This window comes from Bradyrhizobium sp. HKCCYLS3070 (genome assembly GCF_051167575.1).
GTDB lineage: Bacteria > Pseudomonadota > Alphaproteobacteria > Rhizobiales > Xanthobacteraceae > Bradyrhizobium.
In genome coordinates this window covers 114,038-132,246 of record NZ_JBNPTI010000008.1, presented here as the reverse complement: position 1 = coordinate 132,246, position 18,209 = coordinate 114,038, and the positions used below count along the sequence as shown (strand labels likewise).

General features: G+C 65.3%; 17 protein-coding genes and 1 tRNA gene. 12 read left to right on the top strand and 6 right to left on the bottom strand.

From position 1 onward, the window contains the following. Positions 1 to 3: 3 nt before the first annotated feature. Complete coding sequence (locus ACQR03_RS23545; protein ID WP_434841934.1) at positions 4 to 1,191, top strand: amidohydrolase; 1,188 nt, start codon at positions 4 to 6, stop codon at positions 1,189 to 1,191. Between the two features lie 191 nt (positions 1,192 to 1,382). On the opposite strand, the gene ACQR03_RS23540 is transcribed toward ACQR03_RS23545, so the two are convergent. Together ACQR03_RS23540 and ACQR03_RS23535 are read right to left on the bottom strand one after the other, a co-directional pair. Then, on the bottom strand, positions 1,383 to 1,850 hold the full coding sequence (locus ACQR03_RS23540) for a GNAT family N-acetyltransferase (RefSeq protein ID WP_316195879.1): 468 nt from the start codon (positions 1,848 to 1,850) through the stop codon (positions 1,383 to 1,385). A gap of 936 nt (positions 1,851 to 2,786) precedes the next feature. Next, a tRNA-Gln gene (locus ACQR03_RS23535) sits at positions 2,787 to 2,861 on the bottom strand. Between the two features lie 289 nt (positions 2,862 to 3,150). Between ACQR03_RS23535 and ACQR03_RS23530 the strand changes: the two genes are divergently transcribed. Both ACQR03_RS23530 and ACQR03_RS23525 read left to right on the top strand, forming a co-directional pair. Further along, the gene (locus tag ACQR03_RS23530) at positions 3,151 to 4,929 is read left to right on the top strand and encodes an acyl-CoA dehydrogenase (protein WP_315828096.1); all 1,779 of its coding nucleotides are present in this window, start codon (positions 3,151 to 3,153) and stop codon (positions 4,927 to 4,929) included. A 1,043-nt stretch (positions 4,930 to 5,972) separates the two neighbouring features. Continuing rightward, positions 5,973 to 6,266, top strand: a complete 294-nt coding sequence (locus ACQR03_RS23525; protein ID WP_315715557.1) for an HdeA/HdeB family chaperone — start codon at positions 5,973 to 5,975, stop codon at positions 6,264 to 6,266. Between the two features lie 115 nt (positions 6,267 to 6,381). Here ACQR03_RS23525 and ACQR03_RS23520 read toward each other — a convergent pair whose 3' ends face one another. Continuing rightward, positions 6,382 to 7,074, bottom strand: a complete 693-nt coding sequence (locus ACQR03_RS23520; RefSeq protein ID WP_315715556.1) for a phytanoyl-CoA dioxygenase family protein — start codon at positions 7,072 to 7,074, stop codon at positions 6,382 to 6,384. A gap of 270 nt (positions 7,075 to 7,344) precedes the next feature. On the opposite strand from ACQR03_RS23520, the gene ACQR03_RS23515 reads away from it, so the two are divergent. Both ACQR03_RS23515 and ACQR03_RS23510 read left to right on the top strand, forming a co-directional pair. Beyond that, positions 7,345 to 7,713, top strand: a complete 369-nt coding sequence (locus ACQR03_RS23515; protein WP_315715555.1) for a hypothetical protein — start codon at positions 7,345 to 7,347, stop codon at positions 7,711 to 7,713. A 272-nt stretch (positions 7,714 to 7,985) separates the two neighbouring features. Beyond that, positions 7,986 to 8,243 carry a hypothetical protein gene (locus ACQR03_RS23510; protein WP_315715554.1) on the top strand — a complete coding sequence of 86 codons (258 nt, stop codon included), beginning with the start codon at positions 7,986 to 7,988 and terminating at the stop codon, positions 8,241 to 8,243. A gap of 337 nt (positions 8,244 to 8,580) precedes the next feature. Here the strand turns inward: ACQR03_RS23510 and ACQR03_RS23505 are convergent, their stop codons facing one another. Continuing rightward, the gene (locus ACQR03_RS23505; protein WP_315715553.1) at positions 8,581 to 9,849 is read right to left on the bottom strand and encodes a DUF892 family protein; all 1,269 of its coding nucleotides are present in this window, start codon (positions 9,847 to 9,849) and stop codon (positions 8,581 to 8,583) included. A 293-nt stretch (positions 9,850 to 10,142) separates the two neighbouring features. Here ACQR03_RS23505 and ACQR03_RS23500 point away from each other — a divergent pair, with 293 nt between their 5' ends. After that, positions 10,143 to 10,652, top strand: a complete 510-nt coding sequence (locus ACQR03_RS23500; RefSeq protein WP_316164264.1) for a hypothetical protein — start codon at positions 10,143 to 10,145, stop codon at positions 10,650 to 10,652. Then, on the top strand, positions 10,652 to 11,023 hold the full coding sequence (locus tag ACQR03_RS23495) for a hypothetical protein (RefSeq protein ID WP_316164263.1): 372 nt from the start codon (positions 10,652 to 10,654) through the stop codon (positions 11,021 to 11,023). The genes ACQR03_RS23500 and ACQR03_RS23495 overlap by 1 nt, the downstream gene beginning before the upstream one ends. A gap of 33 nt (positions 11,024 to 11,056) precedes the next feature. Here the strand turns inward: ACQR03_RS23495 and ACQR03_RS23490 are convergent, their stop codons facing one another. Then, complete coding sequence (locus ACQR03_RS23490; protein ID WP_316164262.1) at positions 11,057 to 11,866, bottom strand: hypothetical protein; 810 nt, start codon at positions 11,864 to 11,866, stop codon at positions 11,057 to 11,059. A 255-nt stretch (positions 11,867 to 12,121) separates the two neighbouring features. Between ACQR03_RS23490 and ACQR03_RS23485 the strand changes: the two genes are divergently transcribed. Together ACQR03_RS23485 and solA are read left to right on the top strand one after the other, a co-directional pair. Beyond that, positions 12,122 to 12,886 carry a crotonase/enoyl-CoA hydratase family protein gene (locus ACQR03_RS23485; RefSeq protein WP_316164261.1) on the top strand — a complete coding sequence of 255 codons (765 nt, stop codon included), beginning with the start codon at positions 12,122 to 12,124 and terminating at the stop codon, positions 12,884 to 12,886. Between the two features lie 21 nt (positions 12,887 to 12,907). Further along, positions 12,908 to 14,101: an N-methyl-L-tryptophan oxidase gene (gene solA / locus ACQR03_RS23480; RefSeq protein ID WP_434841933.1), complete on the top strand. Its 1,194-nt coding sequence runs from the start codon at positions 12,908 to 12,910 to the stop codon at positions 14,099 to 14,101. Positions 14,102 to 14,113: 12 nt separating this feature from the next. Here the strand turns inward: solA and bla are convergent, their stop codons facing one another. Continuing rightward, positions 14,114 to 15,001: a subclass B3 metallo-beta-lactamase gene (gene bla / locus ACQR03_RS23475; protein WP_316164259.1), complete on the bottom strand. Its 888-nt coding sequence runs from the start codon at positions 14,999 to 15,001 to the stop codon at positions 14,114 to 14,116. A gap of 107 nt (positions 15,002 to 15,108) precedes the next feature. Between bla and ACQR03_RS23470 the strand changes: the two genes are divergently transcribed. From ACQR03_RS23470 to ACQR03_RS23460, 3 genes are all read left to right on the top strand, one after another. Then, positions 15,109 to 16,785: a bifunctional metallophosphatase/5'-nucleotidase gene (locus ACQR03_RS23470; RefSeq protein WP_434841932.1), complete on the top strand. Its 1,677-nt coding sequence runs from the start codon at positions 15,109 to 15,111 to the stop codon at positions 16,783 to 16,785. A 111-nt stretch (positions 16,786 to 16,896) separates the two neighbouring features. Then, positions 16,897 to 17,826, top strand: coding sequence for a histone deacetylase family protein (locus ACQR03_RS23465; protein ID WP_315715545.1), 930 nt, complete (start codon positions 16,897 to 16,899; stop codon positions 17,824 to 17,826). Between the two features lie 100 nt (positions 17,827 to 17,926). Beyond that, positions 17,927 to 18,178 (top strand): exodeoxyribonuclease VII small subunit, encoded by a 252-nt coding sequence (locus ACQR03_RS23460; protein ID WP_315715544.1) that lies wholly within the window; start codon positions 17,927 to 17,929, stop codon positions 18,176 to 18,178. The last annotated feature ends 31 nt before the right edge of the window (positions 18,179 to 18,209 follow it).

Genomic DNA, 18,209 nt, shown 5'->3' with positions numbered 1-18,209 from the left:
GATATGTCATTGCGTGACGCACTGCAGCCAGGCACTCTCGATCAAGCGATACGCATCCGCAGGGCGCTGCATTCGATTCCGGAGTTAGGGTACAAGGAGCTCAAGACGTCGGCGATGGTTGTGGAGTGTCTGCAAGCGCTCGGTGCCGACGAGATACAGACCGGGATCGGCGGAACCGGCGTGGTCGGCATCATTCGCGGCATTAAAGGGACTGGCCCCAGAAAGTATGTGGGGTTGAGGGCAGAGCTGGACGGCCTGGAATTGACGGAGCAGACGGGTCTTGCTTGGCAGTCGCAGAACAGCGGCTGCATGCATGCGTGTGGTCACGACGGCCACATGGCCATTCTGCTCGCTACCGCACGAGAGCTTTCAGCGAACCGTGAGTTTTCCGGAACCGTATGTTGCATCTTCCAGCCCGCTGAGGAGGGGGGAGCGGGTGCAAAAGCGATGATCGAAGATGGATTGCTTGAGAGATTCCCGCTCAGCTCGATCTATGCAATTCATAATGCGCCGTGGCTTCCAATCGGAAAGATCGCCATCAATAGCGGGGCGGTGATGGCCGCGGCGGACCGGATCGAAATCTCCGTCCTTGGAGCGGGTGGCCATGGCGGAATTCCCCACCAGACGAGGGATCCGATCGTTGCCACCGCAAACATCATCTCGATGCTGCAAAACGTCGTATCGCGCTATGTGGATCCCGGGGAGGCTGCCGTCATATCTATCGGAGGCATTCACGGCGGAAGCCCTCTCAAGGGCAGCATGATTCCCGATCGGGTCGACTGTGTCGGCACGGTTCGTACATATTGTACGGACGTTCAATCGACTATTGAGAAGAAGATCCGAGATATCGTGGACCACGTCTGCGATGCCCATGATTTGACGGGATTGGTGACCTACAAAAAGCTCTATCCAGCCACGATCAATCATGCGGACCGCGCTGCTCTCGTGACCGGCGTTGCAGACATCTTGCTTGATCAAGACGACATCCTGAGCAACGTTCGTCCGAGCATGGCCGGAGAGGACTTTTCGTTCTTTCTACAAAAGGTCCCGGGGGCGTATTGCTTGATTGGTCAGGGGACGGACAGCGCTGCCAGCCTGCACAGCCCCTCATATGATTTCGACGATCGCAATATCGAGCGTGCCGCGTTGCTGTTGAAGCGCATAGCCCTTAGGGAACTGGCGTCCACTTGATGCTCCTCAAATGGAAAGACAGGGTTCTAATGCCCTTCTCTCCGATTCAAATCCTGTTCGAGCTTGACCTCAATAGGCCACCTGCGGCCGCCGCGCAGAAGAGCGAATACCGCGCAACGACCAAGACAATGACAGAGTCCAACATCGGCACCAAAGTGCAGGCAGATGCCTGTGGGACATTCAGCAGGTTGCTAAAGGTCGCGCTGCATGAATATGCTCAGCGGGTCGATGCCGTAACCGCCGAACGGCGGAATTTCGAAGAAGCCGTTCTTTCGATACAATGCTATCGCGGAATGCTGCAGGTATCCGGTTTCCAAACGAATACAAGATAGCCCTGCCCCTCGCGAGGCCTGCAGGATCGTATCCAGCAGATCTTGCGCGACCCCCAGCCCCCTATAGGCAGGATCTACATACATGCGTTTCAACTCACCATAGTCAGGTGACAAGACGAGGGCCGTGCAGCCAATCACCCTGTCGTTGATCTGAGCGACGAAGAAAAGAGTATCGTCCTTCGCCAACTCATTCACATCGATCAAGTGGTTGCTTTCTTGCGGGTAAAGCGACGCATAATATTCGTCTGCGTCTCTGAGCATACGGACGACATCTGCGTGAAAGGGATTTCCCTTCGCGATCTCGACGCCTCCACCCTGCTTGTTCATCTCCAGCAACTCCATTGCACCTACATCGACGTATGACGATGATATCTTTCATGTCGTAACAAGGATAGCGAACTACGCCGAAAAAGATAGAACGGGCACGAAGAATCTAGGCTCTGTTACCAAGATCTCGCCGAGCCAAGGCGGACGTCTCTCTCGTCATCGCTCAAGCCCCGGCTCATCACCCGTGAGGCCATAGCCGCTTGCATCTGCGCTTCCCTCAACGTCTTCGATCAGATGGTGCAGGCAGGAAGTATGCCGAAGCCCGCACTCATTGGCGCTCGCCGAAGAGCATGGAACGTCGGAGAGCTTGATTGTGCCAATGATCGGCTGCCTTCGGATGACAGTGATTCTGACGACGAGACGTGGAGTGATGCCGATGCCAAAATCGAAAGGGCATCCCCGATCCAAAGGCTTCTGTAGCGCGCGTCGGCTCGGTTGATTGGCTTTTCCGCGAATATGCGCAGACAAAGGCATGTCTCGAAAAGGTCTCGAAGCGCTCGCGACCCGGCTACGAGCACAGCATGCAAGCCATCTGCGACGTGCGCAACAAAGGAGGCGAGCGCATCGGGTGCTTGCCGATCAAGAGTATCACCCCGCGTGCCGCTGATAAGCTCTACGAAACGTTCATCAGGATGACGCGGGCGAGAGCACACTCTTTCGGCGCGGCGAGAAATTCGTTGGCCTGTGCCGCAAGGCATGGCGCGTGGTTCATCGGCTGTACCCGGCCGAATTCGCCAGGGATATCCCGAATCCTTGGCCCGGAGTAACGCCGGCTACGCCAAGCGCACGGCTCCGCGCGTCCTTGCGGCAACACGCAAACGACGAGCTCACGTTTTGGCGAACACAACGCAAACAGAGTTTCGGAATGCGGCGTCTGGCGAGTTTCAGAACAACAAGATCGTAAAAATGTAAGATACCGACTGGGCTCCGGAAATCTGGCTGGGGCGGGAGGGATCGAACCTCCGAATGGCGGAATCAAAATCCGCTGCCTTACCGCTTGGCTACGCCCCATCAGGCCCGGCGGATCGGCATGGCGCGCGGGCGCCATGCGATTCCGGATCGGCGCCCGTGGTCTACAGAGCGCGCCGGCCCATTTCAACCGCTGCGCCGCAGGAAATTTGCGCGGGCTCCGGGTGATCCGCCGCGCTCGCCGATTCGTCAATCTGAACAAGCCTTTACCCTGTCCCGCCGGGTCCGCCGCGGCCGCCCGCCGCAACGGCTTGCGAAAAAGTTGAGACCCGGCCGGTTTCATGGGATGACGGCGGCCAAACCGGCCAATTTCGACCCCCGAGGACACGCCATGACCTATCGCGCCCCGCTCAACGACATGCTGCTCGCCCTCAACCATGGCGCCGGGCTGAAGGCGGCGGTCGAGGCCGGCCATTACGGCGATTTCGACCCCGACATCACCGCCGCCGTGCTCGAGGAAGCCGGCAAGTTCGCCACCGACGTGCTCGCCCCGCTCAACCAGATCGGCGACAGGAACGGCGTCAAGCTCGCCGACAAGAAGGTCACCACCGCGCCGGGCTGGCCGGATGCCTACAAGCGCTGGACCGAGGCCGGCTGGAACGCGGTGTCCGGCCCCGAGGCGCATGGCGGCCAGGGCCTGCCGCTCGCCATCAACGCCGCCTGCACCGAGATCTGGAGCGCGGCCAACGTCGCCTTCGGCCTGTGCCCGCTGCTGACCTTGTCGGCCATCGAGGCGCTCGACGCCCATGGCAGCAAGGAGCTGAAGGACATCTATCTCGGCAAGCTGATCTCCGGCGAATGGACCGGCACGATGCAACTGACCGAGCCGCAGGCCGGCTCCGACGTCGGCGCCTTGCGTACCCGCGCCGAGCGGGCCGCGGACGGCAGCTACCGCATCACCGGAGCCAAGATCTTCATCACCTATGGCGACCACGACATGACCGACAACATCGTGCATTTCGTGCTCGCGCGGCTGCCGGACGCGCCGGCCGGCACCAAGGGCATCTCTCTGTTCCTGATCCCGAAATTCCTCGTCAATGCCGACGGCTCGCTCGGCGCCCGCAACGACATCTACGCCACCGGCGTCGAGCACAAGCTCGGCATGCACGCCTCGCCGACCTGCACCATGACGATGGGCGACAATGGCGGCGCCATCGGCTATCTCATCGGCGAAGAAAACGCCGGCATGCGCTGCATGTTCACGATGATGAACCAGGCGCGGCTCGGAGTCGGCCTCGAAGGCGTCGGCGTCGCCGATCGCGCCTATCAGCAGGCGCTCGCCTACGCGCAGGACCGCCGCCAAGGCCGCGCCGTCGGCAGCAAAGGCACCGGCTCGGACGCGATCATCGCCCATCCCGACGTCAAGCGCATGCTGATGCAGATGCGCGTCCTGACCGCCGCGTCGCGCTCGATCTGCTACGCGACCGCCGTGGCGCTCGACGTCGCCGTGCGCGCCAAGGATCCCGCCGTGCGCGCCGAGGCGGCCGCGCGCGGCGCGCTGCTGACGCCGATCGCCAAGGCGTTCTCCACCGACATCGGCAACGAGGTCGCCTATCTCGGCGTGCAGATCCATGGCGGCATGGGCTTCATCGAGGAGACCGGCGCCGCGCAGCACTATCGCGACGCGCGCATCACCGCGATCTACGAGGGCACCAACGGCATCCAGGCGATCGACCTCGTCACCCGCAAACTGGGTGCGAACGGCGGCGCCTCGGTGTTCAAGCTGCTCGACGAGCTCACCGACATCGTCCGCCGCGTCGAGGCCTCCAACGATCCGGCGTTCGGCACGACAGGCGCCAAGCTGCGCGACGCGCTCGGCGCGCTCGACCGCTCCAGCCGCTGGCTGTTGGAGAAGCTGGCGACAGCCCCGAACGACGCGCTTGCCGGCGCCACGCCGTACTTGCGCCTGTTCGGTTCGGCGCTCGGCGGCTGCATGCTGGCCAACGAGGCGCTCGCCGCGCGCAGCGAGAGCGAGACCGTCGGCGCCCGTCACGTGGCGCTGGCACGGTTCTTCGCCGAGACGTTTGCCGTGCAGGCGCCGTCCCTGGAAAAGACCGTCACCGACGGCGCCGATGCGGTGCTCGGCGCCGAGGCCGTGCTGGTGGCGTGAGTTCGACTCGGTCGTGACAGCGCAGCTTTGACGTCCTTACATCATGGCTGATCACCGGGCTCCCACCCTCCCCTGGAGGGAGAGGGTCGCCTCACGAGGAGCGCAGCGAAACGTGAGGCGGGGTGGGGTGATGTCTCCACACGCACCCGTGCCGGTGGAGACATCACCCCACCCCGCTCGCCCGCTTCGCGCGCGATCGACCCTCCCCCTCCAGGGGAGGGTGAGCACCGGCCATGTAGCATCGTGTGATCCACAATCTCAAACAGCATGTCACGATCAGCTCGGAGCGTAGCTCGGCATGAGCATCCGCGCTCTCGCGACGCGCTCCGCGCCCGAGCTATGAGCTAAATTCCCGCCCTCACCGAGTGGAGGGCGCGAGGAAGGCCGGACCTCGGCTGAGGCCCGTGGCCCGCCTGCAGAAAAAAAGCAGGCGGCAGTCACCACAGGTACAGCCGGACAGACCCGGCCTTCCCCGCGCGATGGTTTTAACGGTCTATAGCGCGCTCTTCCTGGTGCACCGGGCTTTCTGGCCACCATGTCGCGCAATGCGCTCTCGCGCATTACGCTTGATACTAGCGTCGGAGTATCAGAACCACACGCCTTCACCGTCCGCGAGCAGCCGTTCGTCCGTGCCAACAGCACTGCGCCCGCCCGCGTCCACCGCATCCCGCTGCCAACGTCCGTGACGACCGCGAAGCGTCCCCTACCGTGCAACGGGATGGGCGTACCATAATGCTGATTTTGGGAAACGACAAAGCGATTTATGTTTTTCAGCAAACCTTGACACGATCATTTCGGGTCAACGTGATTTGCCCGACAGGCGCGCGCGCCCGCCGAGGCTCCCAATTCAGACCTCGGAGCCGGAAAGGCTCGATGCACCCTGCGGCTCTCCCGCTCATGCTTGACTTTCTCCGCGCGGTACGGACAGTTCCGGCCACCGCTCCCGTCGCGATCGTGATCACGGAATTCGCGCCGCTTCGCGAAGGGATTGGTGAGCCTCTGCATAGTTCATCGTTTTTGATCATGCCCATTCGGAGAACCATATGAAATCGCTCGTTGCCCCACTATTTGCCGTCGCCCTCCTGCTGTCATCTGCGCCGGCGTCGGCGGTCGTCCTCGATCTGTCGACCATGAGCTGCAAGCAGTTCGTCGAAAGCGGCGACGACACCATCAAGATGGTGCTGATCTGGCTGGACGGCTGGTACAAGGGCGATCAGGACGAAGCGCTGTTCGACACCGAGGAGTTCATCGCGAACGCCAAGAAGTTCGGCGCGTACTGCGCCGAGCATCCGACGGTCAGCATCGTGACGGCGGCCGAGAAGATCCTCGGCAAGTAACCGGCGACGCGCACCATCCGTGTCGCGTAGGGCGGGTTGGTGTTAGTGTGACCCGCCTTTCCACCGCGCCGCCAAGGGCGGATGACGCTCCGCTCATCCGCCCTCCTCCGTTGTCTCAAATGCCGAGCCATTCCAGTCCGCCCGGCAGCTCATCCGCGGCAAAATCGACTTGCAGCACGCGGCGATGGCCGGGCTGCACGGATAGTTCCGAGGCGTGCAGGATCGGTGTTGCATACAGCCAGATGTCGCCCGGCTCGGCGTGGCACGCGACGGTGCCGCACCGCGCGACGACGATCGGCACATCGGCTTCCGGGATGCGGCCGAGGCAGTGTGAGCCTGGCGCAATCAGGAGCGGGGCGTTGCCGTCGGGCACGGCGTCGAGGTGGACACGCAAGGTGACCATCCGCGCCAGCACCTCGTAAGGCGGCGCGACGTGCTGCAGGCCGCCCTTGGTGGTCCAGGGACCGAAACCCGAGAGCTCGATGCGCTCGCGCACTACGATGGTCCGGTCCTGATGCCACGGGACCGCCCAATTCATCTGCGGCGTCTTGTCGAAATAGACGGCGCGCACCGGGCGCGCGGCATCGCCGAGAACGGCGGCGGCGGCGCGGCCGACCGGACCGTCATTGGCGAGCAACGGCGTCAGCGCGGCAACACCGTGCAGCCGGGTGCCGGCCTGCGCCGGTGCGTGGCGGGACAGCGCGGCGGCGAGAGCGTGCAAAGCGGACGCATCGAGTGCCGTCGTGACGTGCAGCGCGCCGGCGTCGGTGAACTGCGATTTCTGCTGGGAAGAGAGCGCGAAGGTCATGCGCGCAGGAGACTAGAGTGCGCCGCGGGAGCTTGGCAATCGCTCTTCTTTCCCGCCGCCGAGTTCGCAATCCATGCCCACGATGGACATGAGATGCGAGCGCGATGGGGCCACCGGCGTCAAGCTTCGGTCTTGGTCCGGCATCAGGACGGCGGCGTCCGGACATAATCAGACGCAACTGGCGCCGCCAGTTTCGGGCGGCAGTTGCGTTGAAGAAGCGGGCCGAACGCCCACCGCGCGGCCCGGCTTCCTTCTTCACGCGAGAGTCCCATGTCGATCAGCTCTGTCACAACGCCCGTCGCGGCCACCGCGTCCCAGGCAAGCACCGCCACGCAATCCACCTCGTCCACGTCTCAGACGTCGTCGTCCTCGGCCACCAGCTCCGCCAGCGCCACGTCTGAAAGTTCTTCCGGCAGCGGCGGCTCATCGTCGGGTAAGACCGTGGTCAGCGAGGTCTCGATCACCCTCGACGGGATCACCACAACGACGATCACCTATTCCGACGGCTCGACCGAGGTGACCAAGACTGCCGCTGCCTCGAACGGAAGCGGCAACAACGCGCAGACCTACAATGCGCAGGGCGCGACCAATGGCGCAGCCAGCAGCACGGCTGCGTCGAGCCAAGGCGTGACGGCCTGAGGCTCGTTCGGAATCCCCGCGCCGTCCTACGAGCTGTGGGTCGCGCCGAGCGATGGCGTGGCGCCGATCGCGAGCGTCGCATCCGAACGCGCCGGTTCCGAATGAGGAACTGGACGAGCATTACAACAGCAAAACGCGCTGCGACGCACGCGTCGCGGTGACGCCGTGAAGCAACAGTCCGCGCGCGATGTCATGCGCGGCCCATTGTTAATTTGCCCCGGCGCGCCGAGTCACGCCTGCTGGCAGGCGGCTACGACAATGGGGAGACGACGATGTTGCGAAGCGTGATCGGCGCGGGAGTGCTGGTGCTGGCGATGGGGTCCGAGTTGCAGGCGGCCAACGAAGCAGGTCCGGAGACGCGGATGTCGTGCTCCGAGGTTCGCTACTACGTCGAGAAATATACCGCCGAGGTGGCCGAGATGTATGCGCGCAGCCGGGGCGCCACCGACGCCCAGATCAGCCGGGCCCGGCGCTGCCTATCGCCGGTTCACTTCCGCCGGGCGGAGCGGTCGCACAGCTATACGGAGTGAGACGGCAGCCCATGTTGGCTTGCTCGTTGTTGTCATCGCTCCCTCCACCGTCATTCCGGGGCGCCCGCAGGGCGAGCCCGGAATCCATACTCACGATGGTGGTGAGGTGCGAGCGGCATGTGGCGCGTGCTCGCCTCAAACTGAGGCCTGTGGTTATGGATTCCGGGCTCATTCACGCTGCTTCAAACGGCTGCGCCGTTTGCGCGCGAATGCCCCGGAATGACGACTGGGAGAGAGTTGAGACTCTTAGGGCAGGTTAGCCGCAGGCGTAACCCGCCGTCTTGATTTGGAAGGCGGCGGATGACGCTGCGCTCATCCGTCTACGACTACGCCCTCCTCACGCCTGCTCGATCGCGGCCGGCATCTTCGCCACCGACATCAGCGAGCGCGCGACCTGGTTGAGGAGCTGGTCGGCGTTCTCCTCCTCGGCCAGCGACTTCGACAGCAGCGCAACGACGGCGCTGTGGCGGAGCTGCTGGGCGAGGTTGCGCGCGGTGGTGTAGCCGGAGATCTCGTAATGCTCGACCCGCTGCGCGGCGCCGATCAGTGCGAGGTCGGCGGCGGCATCCTCCTTGTCCTCGCTCTGGGTCATGATCTCCTGGCCTTCCTCGATGAGGCCCATCATGCCCTTGCAGGGTTTTGCGCGCGGCGTCTTCCCAAGAAGCTCGAAGCACTCGTTGATGCGCTCGATCTGCGCTTCCGTCTCGGCCAGATGCTGCTCGAACAATTCGCTCAACTGGTCGAAGCGCGCGGCCTCCGCCATCTTCGGAAGCGCCTTTGTGAGCTGCTTCTCAGCATGCAGGATGTCGCGCAGCTCGTCCATGAGGAGATCGCTGAGGCCGGATTCGTCGGCCGGCGGCGAGCTTTCGGTGACAATCGCAGAGGCTGCTCCGGGCTCGCCGGCCTGGATCGCCGGCGATTCCGTGAACACCCAGTCGCCGCCCTCGTTCCAAGGGCCGCGGGTGTCGATCTCGCCATGATCCCCGGCGCCGGTGGAATCGTTGAAGAACTGATCGACCAGGCCCGGTGTCGGCGCGAGGCGGCCGATGCTGAAGGCGGGCTTGCCCATGCTCTCCAGCGCCAGCGCGAACGCCTTCATGTGGGTGATCTCGCGCGTCATCAGGAATTGCAGCGCGTCCTTGGTTCCGGCATCGTCGGTGAAATTGATCAGCCGCTCATAGACGATCTTGGCGCGCGCTTCCGCGGCGATGTTGCTGCGCAGGTCGACGTCGAGCTCGCCGGTGATCTTGAGATAATCGGCGGTCCACGGATTTCCCTGCGAGTTGAACAGGTTGACGCCACCGCCGCCGGCGATCGCAATGAGCGGATCGGCCTCGGCGGCCTCGCGGTCGAACTTGGCGGGCTTCAGGTGCATGCGGGCGAGCGTGCCGACCACCTCGAGATGGCTCAGCTCCTCGGTGCCGATATCCATCAACAGATCCTTGCGGTCGGGATCCTCGCAATTCAGGCCCTGGATCGAGTACTGCATGGCCGCGGCGAGTTCGCCGTTGGCTCCGCCGAACTGCTCGAGCAGCATGTTGCCGAAGCGCGGATCCGGCTCGTCGACACGGACGGTGAACATCAGCTTCTTGACGTGGTGATACATGGAAGGCCTCGGACGTTTGGGCGGGGGACGCATTGTCCGAACGGCGCGGGTACATGGTTGTTCCTTACCTCCGTGCCGGAACCTGCCCGTCAGTGGGAGCTAGATTGGCGCCATATGCACGCTGAGCCACACTGAGCAATCCGCGCGAACCCGCTACGGCCCCCCGTTGCGATCCATGCGGCCGGCTTAAAATGCGGTGACTTTGCGACGACATCCTGTTGGCAGTTGGGCCGCGGCCCTTGCTAAGCTTTTCCCTGCTCGCCTAAGCTGTGGTGCTGGAGAGTGAGATGTTGATGCGGACACCAGCCAGGGAGAAACCCGGTCTCGGCGAGCGACTTCGCCGCGTCATCGGACGGCTTCGCGCGCACGCATCCTCGCTCGCGTCCTCGTCGCTCACGATGACGGCCGCACCGCGACCCTACTCCTATCACTTCGCCGAGGAGCCCGACGACAGCAACATGGACGTCGCGCTCGCGGCGCTGATCGACCAGATCGAGCGGCCGGCGATGACGTCGCCGCCGAAGTTCCCATCTCTGGCGCGCGTCACTGCGTCTCGCCAGGCGCCGCACATCCCGGTCTATGAGCGGCCCCCCTATTTCGGCGTCACGCCGCGTGACATTGCGCCGCGCCCCGTCGAGGTCGAGCCCCGGCGGCTGCCCACCGAAGACCCCGTCGAGCGGATCACACCGGAGGAGGAGCTGTCGGAGCTGCGCAAGGAATTCATGAGCGTAATCTCGGCCCGGCTCGGCTCGCCCGAGGATCATCTGGCAACGATCAGGACGCTGCTCAGGTCGGTGAAGTAATGTGGGGCCGCAGCAATATCGGCAGGACGGTCGAGGAACTGACCGACCATCTGCGGCTGGTCGATCACGTGCGCGCGCTGCAGGACGGCCAGAAGGAGATCGCCGAGGCGATCCGCGCCGTGAACAGCCGCCTGACCTCGATCGAGGCCGAGTTCAGGGTGCTGAAAGCGGAGACGCAGCGCGACGCGCTGCGCGAGGTGCAGCACGCCGTGCAAGGCGTTCAGACCTCGATGCATGACGAGTTGACGCGGATGGCGACGCGGCTGGCGGTGCTCGAGCAGGCCTTGCGGCGCGAAGCCGTGCGGCAGCAGGCGCAACCTGCCACACCGCGCGCACCCGGCACGCTGCCGCGCCTGGACGGGGCGCGGTGAGGCGCGGGATGCCGCGCGCGACCGCAAGCCGGGTCAGCGCAGTTTCGCCGTGCGGCCCGCAACGTCGACGATGACGCTGCCGCGCTTGGCATTGTCCTCCGGAACATAGGCTTCGCCGGGCGCGAGCTTGCGCATGTCCTGCGCATCCTTCGGCTTCGGAAAGCCCTTGCCGCACGCGGTGCCGATCGTCTCGCGGTCGGCATAGGTCACGTCGGCGACCACGGTGCCCGGGCGCGGACCGGGCGCCAGCTTCGACAGGTCGAAATATTTGATCGGCTCCGCGCAGGTCACGACATTGGCCATGTCAGCCTCCGTCGTATCCTCGGCCTTCAGCAGAAAGTCGTTGGACATCGTGATGGGCTCGCGGCCGCCCCCGGTGAAGCCGATCCGGGCCACGGCGCTTTCGAGAACGCCCTGCCCCATGTGGCCGACCAGGCAGACCAGCGTATCCACTCCGTCGCTCTTGCCGGCCATCACACATTGGTCCACCCGCATACCGGGCTGGAAGCCACGAAACACGAAGGTCGCGCCGGTCTGCTCGAACAGCACCGAACCGCCGAAATCGTTCGCGCGCGACTCGCATTCGCTTTCATAGGTGACGACCAGCAGCGGATTGCCGGATACGAGGAAGCGACCGAGATGGCGTTGCGGCTTCAGCGTGACATCGCAGCCACGCTCGTCGGCCTCGGGATAGGATTTCGCACGCTTGCACTTGGCGCCCGCGATCGCGCCCGGCGCGCACAACAGCGACAACAGCGCGCGATCATTGGGGGCCGCGCCCGCACGCTCCGTGAACACGGCGCACAGCAGCAACGCCATCAGCACCGAAAAGAACTTCGTCATGTAATCAACCCTGGGGTTCAAGCTGTGACGATCACAGCCTGGCTCCCGACCTCATCCTGCTCCGATGCGACCGCAAACCGGTCATCAACCATGAATGCATGACGCCTTGCCCGCGCGACGGGATGCAACCTTCCCGCGTTTTCGTCGCATGCTCAGCCCTTGGCGCGCTCAGCAGATGATGTAGGCTGAGGCGAGAACAACGACTCGAAACGACCGGTAGCATCGCAGCCGCCGGCGCACGCGCATGAGGGGCCCATGACCGACCATCTGATCGTGACCGACGAGGGCGAGACGCGGACGATCAAGCTCAGGCGCCCGGAGAAGAAGAACGCGATCACCCAGGCCATGTATCTCGGCATGAGCGATGCCATCGACACCGCGCAGAACAATCCGCTGGTGCGATGCATCATCATCACCGGCGGCTCCGGCGTGTTCACGGCCGGCAACGATCTCGAGGACTTCCTGCATGCGGGGGCGGCCGGCAATGACGCCGCGCGCACCTCGGCGGCGACCAAGTTCCTGTATTCGCTGGCGCATAACGTCAAGCCGATCATCGCCGCGGTCGACGGCGTCGCGATCGGCATCGGCACGACGATGCTGTTCCACTGCGACTACGTGCTGGCCTCGACCACGGCGACGTTCTCGACGCCCTTCATCCATCTCGGCCTGGTGCCGGAGGGCGCCTCGAGCCTGCTGATGCCGCGGACCATGGGCTATCAGCGGGCGTTCGCGATGCTGGTCATGGGGCGCACCATGACCGCGGCCGACGCGCAGATCGCGGGCTTTGTCAACACGGTGGTAGCGCCGGGCCATACCGAGGTCGAGGCGCACAAGGTGGCGCGCGACATTTGCCGGCTGCCGGCCGAGGCGGTGGCGATCGGGCGCAGGCTGATCCGCACCGCGCCTGACGAGCTCACGCGCCGGATCGACCAGGAGGCCTATCTGTTCGCCGAGCGCATGACCTCCGAGGAGGCGGTCGGCGCGTTCAAGGCGTTCCTGTCGCGCAAGAAGAAGAAATGAGCGGGGCCGCGGCGGGCGCGCATGGCGCAGTTTGATGTCATCGTGATCGGCTGCGGCGCGGTCGGCAGCGCCGCCGTGCTGCATCTCGCCAAGGCCGGGACGCGCGTGCTCGGCATCGACCGCTTCCAGCCGCCGCACCGCTTCGGCTCGACCCATGGCGAGACCCGCATCACCCGCGCGGCGATCGGCGAAGGCGTCGACTACACGCCGCTGGCGCAGCGCTCGCACCTGCTGTGGCGTGAGCTGGAGCGCGAGACCGGCGCGCATCTGTTCGAACAATGCGGCTGCCTGTTCATCCCGAGCCAGGACGGCGGCGAGGTCCACGGCGTCAGCAGCGCGCAGTTCTTCAGCAACATCGAAACCGCCGCGAGGCTGCACGGCGTCGACGGCGAGACGATCTTGCCGGAGCGGCTGCGCGCCGACTATCCGGCCTTCGCCATCGCGGCGGGCGATCGCGCCTTCCTCGATCGCGAGGGCGGCTATCTCATGGTCGAGGACTGCGTCCGGGCAGAGCTCGCGGTCGCCACGCGGCATGGCGCGGAGCTCATGACCGGCCGGCGCGTGACGGCGTTTCGCCGTGCCGCCGGCGCCCACATCGTGACCATGGACGACGGCACGACGGCGTCGGCCAACAGATTGATCGTCACCACCGGGCCGTGGATCACCGAGCTGATCGCGCCTCTGCGCCGGCGTGTGAATGTCACGCGGCAGGTGCTGTACTGGTTCGAGGTCCTGTCCCATCCCGAGCGCTTCGGGCCGGACACGCCGGTCTTCATATGGGACGTCAGCGGACGCGGGCGGGCGGCGTCCGATATCTACGGCTTCCCCTGGCTCGGCTCGCCGGACAACGGCGTGAAGATCGCCAACGAGGTGCTGACCGGCGAGACCGATCCCGACCACGTGTCGCGGGCGGTGACGGCGGACGAGATCGCCGAGGTTTACGAGACCTATGTCCGCCCCTTCGTGCCGGATCTCGGCCCGCGCTGCCTACGCAGCGAGGTCTGCCTCTATACCAACGCGGCGGGCGGCCGCTTCGTCATCGACCACGATCCAGGTGACGCCGAGGTGATCTACGCCTCGGCCTGCTCGGGCCACGGCTTCAAGCATTCGCCGGCCGTGGGCGAGGCGCTCGCGGCGATGGCCCGGGGCGAGACGCCGCGCGTCGACCTCTCCGGCTTCACGCTGGACCGGCTGGCCGTCGCCGATCCAGCATAGCGGACGGCGCAACTACTTGCCGGACTGCAGCGCCGCCGTCTGCTTGGCCAGCCCGTCGTCGAACTGCGTCTCGAGCTTGTCGAGATAGGCGTTGAACTCACCCGGCTTGACGAACGGGTTGGGCGCGCCGTCGGCAATCTTCGCTCGCTTTCCGGCCATGTCGTACATCTCCGGATGCGGCGCCAGCAGGATGTCGGGATGCGCGGTCTTGGCCCAGGCGAAGGTCTTCTTGTAGTCGTCGACGATGCCCGGATAGGTGGGACGGCCGACCAGCCGGTTCAGCGCCACGGTGGCGCTACAGAAGAAGATCAGGCTGCGGGTGGCGTCGCCATCCTTCACGTCGGTCGTCCAGCTGGTGCAGCCCGGCGAATGGCCCGGCGTCTCATGCGCCGTCAACGTGACGCCGCCGAGCGTGACGGTGTCGCCCTCGCGCACGGCGCGGTCGACCTTGACCGGCGGGAAGCCGAGATAGCGCTCCTCCTCGCGGCCCGGATAGAAGCCGCCTTCCAGCAGCGGCACGTCCTTGGCGCCCGCCACCATCTGCGCCCCGGTTTCCTGCTTGATCTGCGCCAGCCCCCCGGTGTGGTCGATATGGGCGTGGGTGTTGAGGATGTATTTGATGTCGGCGACCTTGAAGCCGAGCTTGCCGATGCTGGCCTCGATCTGCGCGGTCGATTCCGGCATCACGGTATCGATCAGGATATGGCCCTGCGGCGTGGTGATCAGGTAGGAAGCGAGCCCGTTGGTGCCGACGTAGTAGACGTTGTCGATCACCTTGAACGGCTCGGTCGGCTTATTCCACGCCGCGACCATCTGCTTCATCAGGTCCGGCAGCGATTGCGCTGCAGCGGAGCCGGCGGCCAGCGACAATGTCGCCGCGAGCAGCATCATTCTTTTCATTCCGGCCTCCCGATGTATTGGTGTTATGAAATCGTTTTATGTCATTGCGACCGCGGCGGGGCAATCGCGCTTCGTCCCGCGGCCCCTGCATCACACGTGACCCTGCCATGAGCCGTCTCTCCCGCTTCGCCCTTGCCTGCCTGCTGACCGGCGCCGCCGTTGCAAGCATCGTCGGCCCGCCAGCATCGGCCGAGGACGAGCCGATAGCGTTGCGCATCCTCGCCATCAACGACTTCCACGGCAATCTGGAGCCGCCCTCTTCCGGCATCCGCGTCGCCGATCCCGCCGATCCAACCAAGACCACCGTTGTTCCAGCCGGCGGCGCCGAGCACATGGCGAGCCTCGTCAAGCTGCTCGCCGACGGCCAGCCCAACACGATCTTCGTCGCAGCCGGCGACCTGATCGGTGCGAGCCCGTTCCTGTCGGCGATGTTCCACGACGAGCCGACCATCGAATCGATGTCGCAGATGGGGCTCGCCCTGTCGGCGGTCGGCAATCACGAGTTTGACGAGGGCAAGACCGAGCTGCTGCGGATGCAGAACGGCGGCTGTCATCCGACCGACGGCTGCCGCGGGCCGCAGCCGTTCACCGGTGCCAAATTCCACTATCTCGCGGCGTCGACGTTCCTCGCCGGCACCGACAAGACGGTGTTTCCGCCCTATGAGATCCGCACCTTCGAGGACGTCCCGGTCGCCTTCATCGGGCTGACGCTGAAAGGGACCCCGGGCATCATCTCGCCGGCGAGCGCGGCCGGCCTCGACTTCCGCAACGAGGCCGAGAGCGTCAACGCGCTGATCCCGGAATTGAAGGCCAAGGGCGTGCAGGCGATCGTCGTGCTGATCCACGAGGGCGGCTGGCCGTCCGGTGGCATGAACGAATGTCCCGGGCTGTCGGGGCCGATCGTCGACATCGTCAAGGAGCTCGACAGCGCGGTCGACATCGTCATCTCGGGCCACACCCATCAGGCCTATGTCTGCACCATCGACAAGCGGCTCGTCACCTCGGGCGACAAGTTCGGCACGCTGGTGACGGCGATCGACGTCAAGCTCGACCGCACCACGCGCGACGTGATCAGCGCCACCGCGACGAACATCGTCGTCGACACCAGCCTGCCGAAGGATCCGGCGCAGACCGCGCTGATCGACGCCTATGAGAAGCTCGCGGCGCCCTACGCCAATCGCCCCGCCGGCGTGCTCACCGCGACGCTGTCGCGGCTGCCGAACGCCTCCGGCGAGAGCGTGCTCGGCGACGTCATCGCCGATGCCCAGCTCGCAGCGACAGCCGCGGCGGACAAAGGGAGCGCGGTCATCGCGATGACCAATCCCGGCGGCATCCGGACGGATCTCGTTCGCCGCGACGACGGCGCGGTGACCTATGCCGACGTGTTCGCGAGCCAGCCGTTTCGCAACCAGCTGATGACGGTCACCCTGACCGGTGCCGAGATCAAGGCCGCGCTGGAGCAGCAATGGCTCGACCCGGCGCGGCCGCGCATCCTGCAGGTCTCCAGCGGTTTTTCCTATGCCTTCGATGCGAAACTGTCCGCGGGCGCGCGGATCGATGCCGCCAGCATGATGCTCGAGGGCAAGGCCATCGATCCCGCCGCGTCCTACCGGGTCACCATCAACAACTACCTCGCGCTCGGCGGCGACGGCTTCACCGCGTTCAAGAGCGGCCGCGATCCGATCACGGGACCCTATGACGACGAGGCGCTGTTCGCCTATCTCAAGGCCAACAGCCCGCTGGCCCTGCCGCCGCGCGGCCGTATCGTCAACAAGGCTTCGTGACGCCTGCCGCGCCGGGCGGAAAGCCGGTCATATCGCCCGCGGGGCTCTTTCCGAGGCTGCGTTCAGCGCATAGATTGGGCCCTCCCGCAACGCGCGAGTGGCAGAGCCCTGATGTCGACGCTGTATCTCTCTCATGAAGCCTGCCTCGATCACGCCACGCCGTCCGGCCACCCCGAGCGCGCCGACCGCCTGCGCGCCGTCGAGGAGGCGCTGACCGAGGAGCGCTTCGCCCTGCTCGATCGCGACGAGGCCCCGGAGGCCGACATCGAGCTGGCCCTGCTCTGCCACAACGAGCACTACGTCACCGAGCTGCGCCATATGGCCCCGACCTCGGGCATCATCTATCTCGACGGCGATACCTCGATGTCGCCGGGCACCTGGGAGGCCGTGATGCGCGGCGTCGGCGGCGCCGTCGCGGCGACGGAGTCGGTGATGTCCGGCCGCCACCGCAACGCCTTCGTGGCGGTGCGCCCGCCCGGACATCATGCCGAGATCGCCAAGCCGATGGGCTTCTGCTTCTTCGACAATGTCGCGATCGCCGCCCGCTACGCCCAGCGCACTTTCGGCATCGAGCGTGCCGCCATCGTCGACTTCGACGTCCACCATGGCAACGGCACCCAGGACATCTTCTGGGCCGACAAGAGCGTGATGTACTGCTCGACCCATCAGATGCCGCTGTTCCCGGGCACGGGCGCCCGCGGCGAGCGCGGCGAGCACGACACCATCGTCAACGCACCGCTGGCCTCCGAGGACGGCAGCCTCGAGTTCCGCTCCGCCTTCGAGAACCTGATCCTGCCGCAGCTCACCAAGTTCAGCCCCGAGCTCGTGATCATCTCGGCCGGCTTCGACGCCCACTATCGCGACCCGCTGGCGTCGCTCAACCTGCGGGCGGAGGATTTCGGCTGGGTCACCCGCAAGCTGATGGAGCTCGCCGACAAGACCGCCGGCGGCCGCGTCGTCTCTGTCCTGGAGGGCGGCTATGACCTTCAGGGGCTTAAGGAATCCGTCGCGGCCCACGTTGCGGCGCTGACCGGGGCGTAATCCCCAGGTTCCAGCCGATCCACCCCGGCAGGGCCTGACAGGGCCGCGAGCGGGGTGTAAAAGCACGGCCCCGGAGTTGAGTGAGCTGCAGGGAACCCGCATGGCGGACAACACCGTAACCGACGTCAAGAAGCTGTCGTTCGAGCGCGCGATCGAGGAGCTGGAATCGATCGTGAAGCGCCTCGAGGACGGCAAGGTGCCGCTCGAGGAGTCGGTGGCGATCTATGAGCGCGGCGAGGCGCTGAAGCGGCGCTGCGAGGAGCTGCTGCGCCAGGCGGAGGCCCGGGTCGAGAAGATCACGACCGACGCCAGCGGCCATGCGGTGGGAACCGTGCCGCTCGACGTGCAATAGCAGCTTGCGGCCAACCGGCCGTCTCCGAGCG

Excerpts from the sequence above, each read along its gene's own strand:
- ACQR03_RS23545 (WP_434841934.1), top strand. The coding sequence starts at position 4 with ATGTCATTGCGTGACGCACTGCAGCCAGGCACTCTCGATCAAGCGATA.
- ACQR03_RS23540 (WP_316195879.1), bottom strand. The coding sequence starts at position 1,850 with ATGAACAAGCAGGGTGGAGGCGTCGAGATCGCGAAGGGAAATCCCTTT.
- ACQR03_RS23530 (WP_315828096.1), top strand. The coding sequence starts at position 3,151 with ATGACCTATCGCGCCCCGCTCAACGACATGCTGCTCGCCCTCAACCAT.
- ACQR03_RS23525 (WP_315715557.1), top strand. The coding sequence starts at position 5,973 with ATGAAATCGCTCGTTGCCCCACTATTTGCCGTCGCCCTCCTGCTGTCA.
- ACQR03_RS23520 (WP_315715556.1), bottom strand. The coding sequence starts at position 7,074 with ATGACCTTCGCGCTCTCTTCCCAGCAGAAATCGCAGTTCACCGACGCC.
- ACQR03_RS23515 (WP_315715555.1), top strand. The coding sequence starts at position 7,345 with ATGTCGATCAGCTCTGTCACAACGCCCGTCGCGGCCACCGCGTCCCAG.
- ACQR03_RS23510 (WP_315715554.1), top strand. The coding sequence starts at position 7,986 with ATGTTGCGAAGCGTGATCGGCGCGGGAGTGCTGGTGCTGGCGATGGGG.
- ACQR03_RS23505 (WP_315715553.1), bottom strand. The coding sequence starts at position 9,849 with ATGTATCACCACGTCAAGAAGCTGATGTTCACCGTCCGTGTCGACGAG.
- ACQR03_RS23500 (WP_316164264.1), top strand. The coding sequence starts at position 10,143 with ATGCGGACACCAGCCAGGGAGAAACCCGGTCTCGGCGAGCGACTTCGC.
- ACQR03_RS23495 (WP_316164263.1), top strand. The coding sequence starts at position 10,652 with ATGTGGGGCCGCAGCAATATCGGCAGGACGGTCGAGGAACTGACCGAC.
- ACQR03_RS23490 (WP_316164262.1), bottom strand. The coding sequence starts at position 11,866 with ATGACGAAGTTCTTTTCGGTGCTGATGGCGTTGCTGCTGTGCGCCGTG.
- ACQR03_RS23485 (WP_316164261.1), top strand. The coding sequence starts at position 12,122 with ATGACCGACCATCTGATCGTGACCGACGAGGGCGAGACGCGGACGATC.
- solA (WP_434841933.1), top strand. The coding sequence starts at position 12,908 with ATGGCGCAGTTTGATGTCATCGTGATCGGCTGCGGCGCGGTCGGCAGC.
- bla (WP_316164259.1), bottom strand. The coding sequence starts at position 15,001 with ATGAAAAGAATGATGCTGCTCGCGGCGACATTGTCGCTGGCCGCCGGC.
- ACQR03_RS23470 (WP_434841932.1), top strand. The coding sequence starts at position 15,109 with ATGAGCCGTCTCTCCCGCTTCGCCCTTGCCTGCCTGCTGACCGGCGCC.
- ACQR03_RS23465 (WP_315715545.1), top strand. The coding sequence starts at position 16,897 with ATGTCGACGCTGTATCTCTCTCATGAAGCCTGCCTCGATCACGCCACG.
- ACQR03_RS23460 (WP_315715544.1), top strand. The coding sequence starts at position 17,927 with ATGGCGGACAACACCGTAACCGACGTCAAGAAGCTGTCGTTCGAGCGC.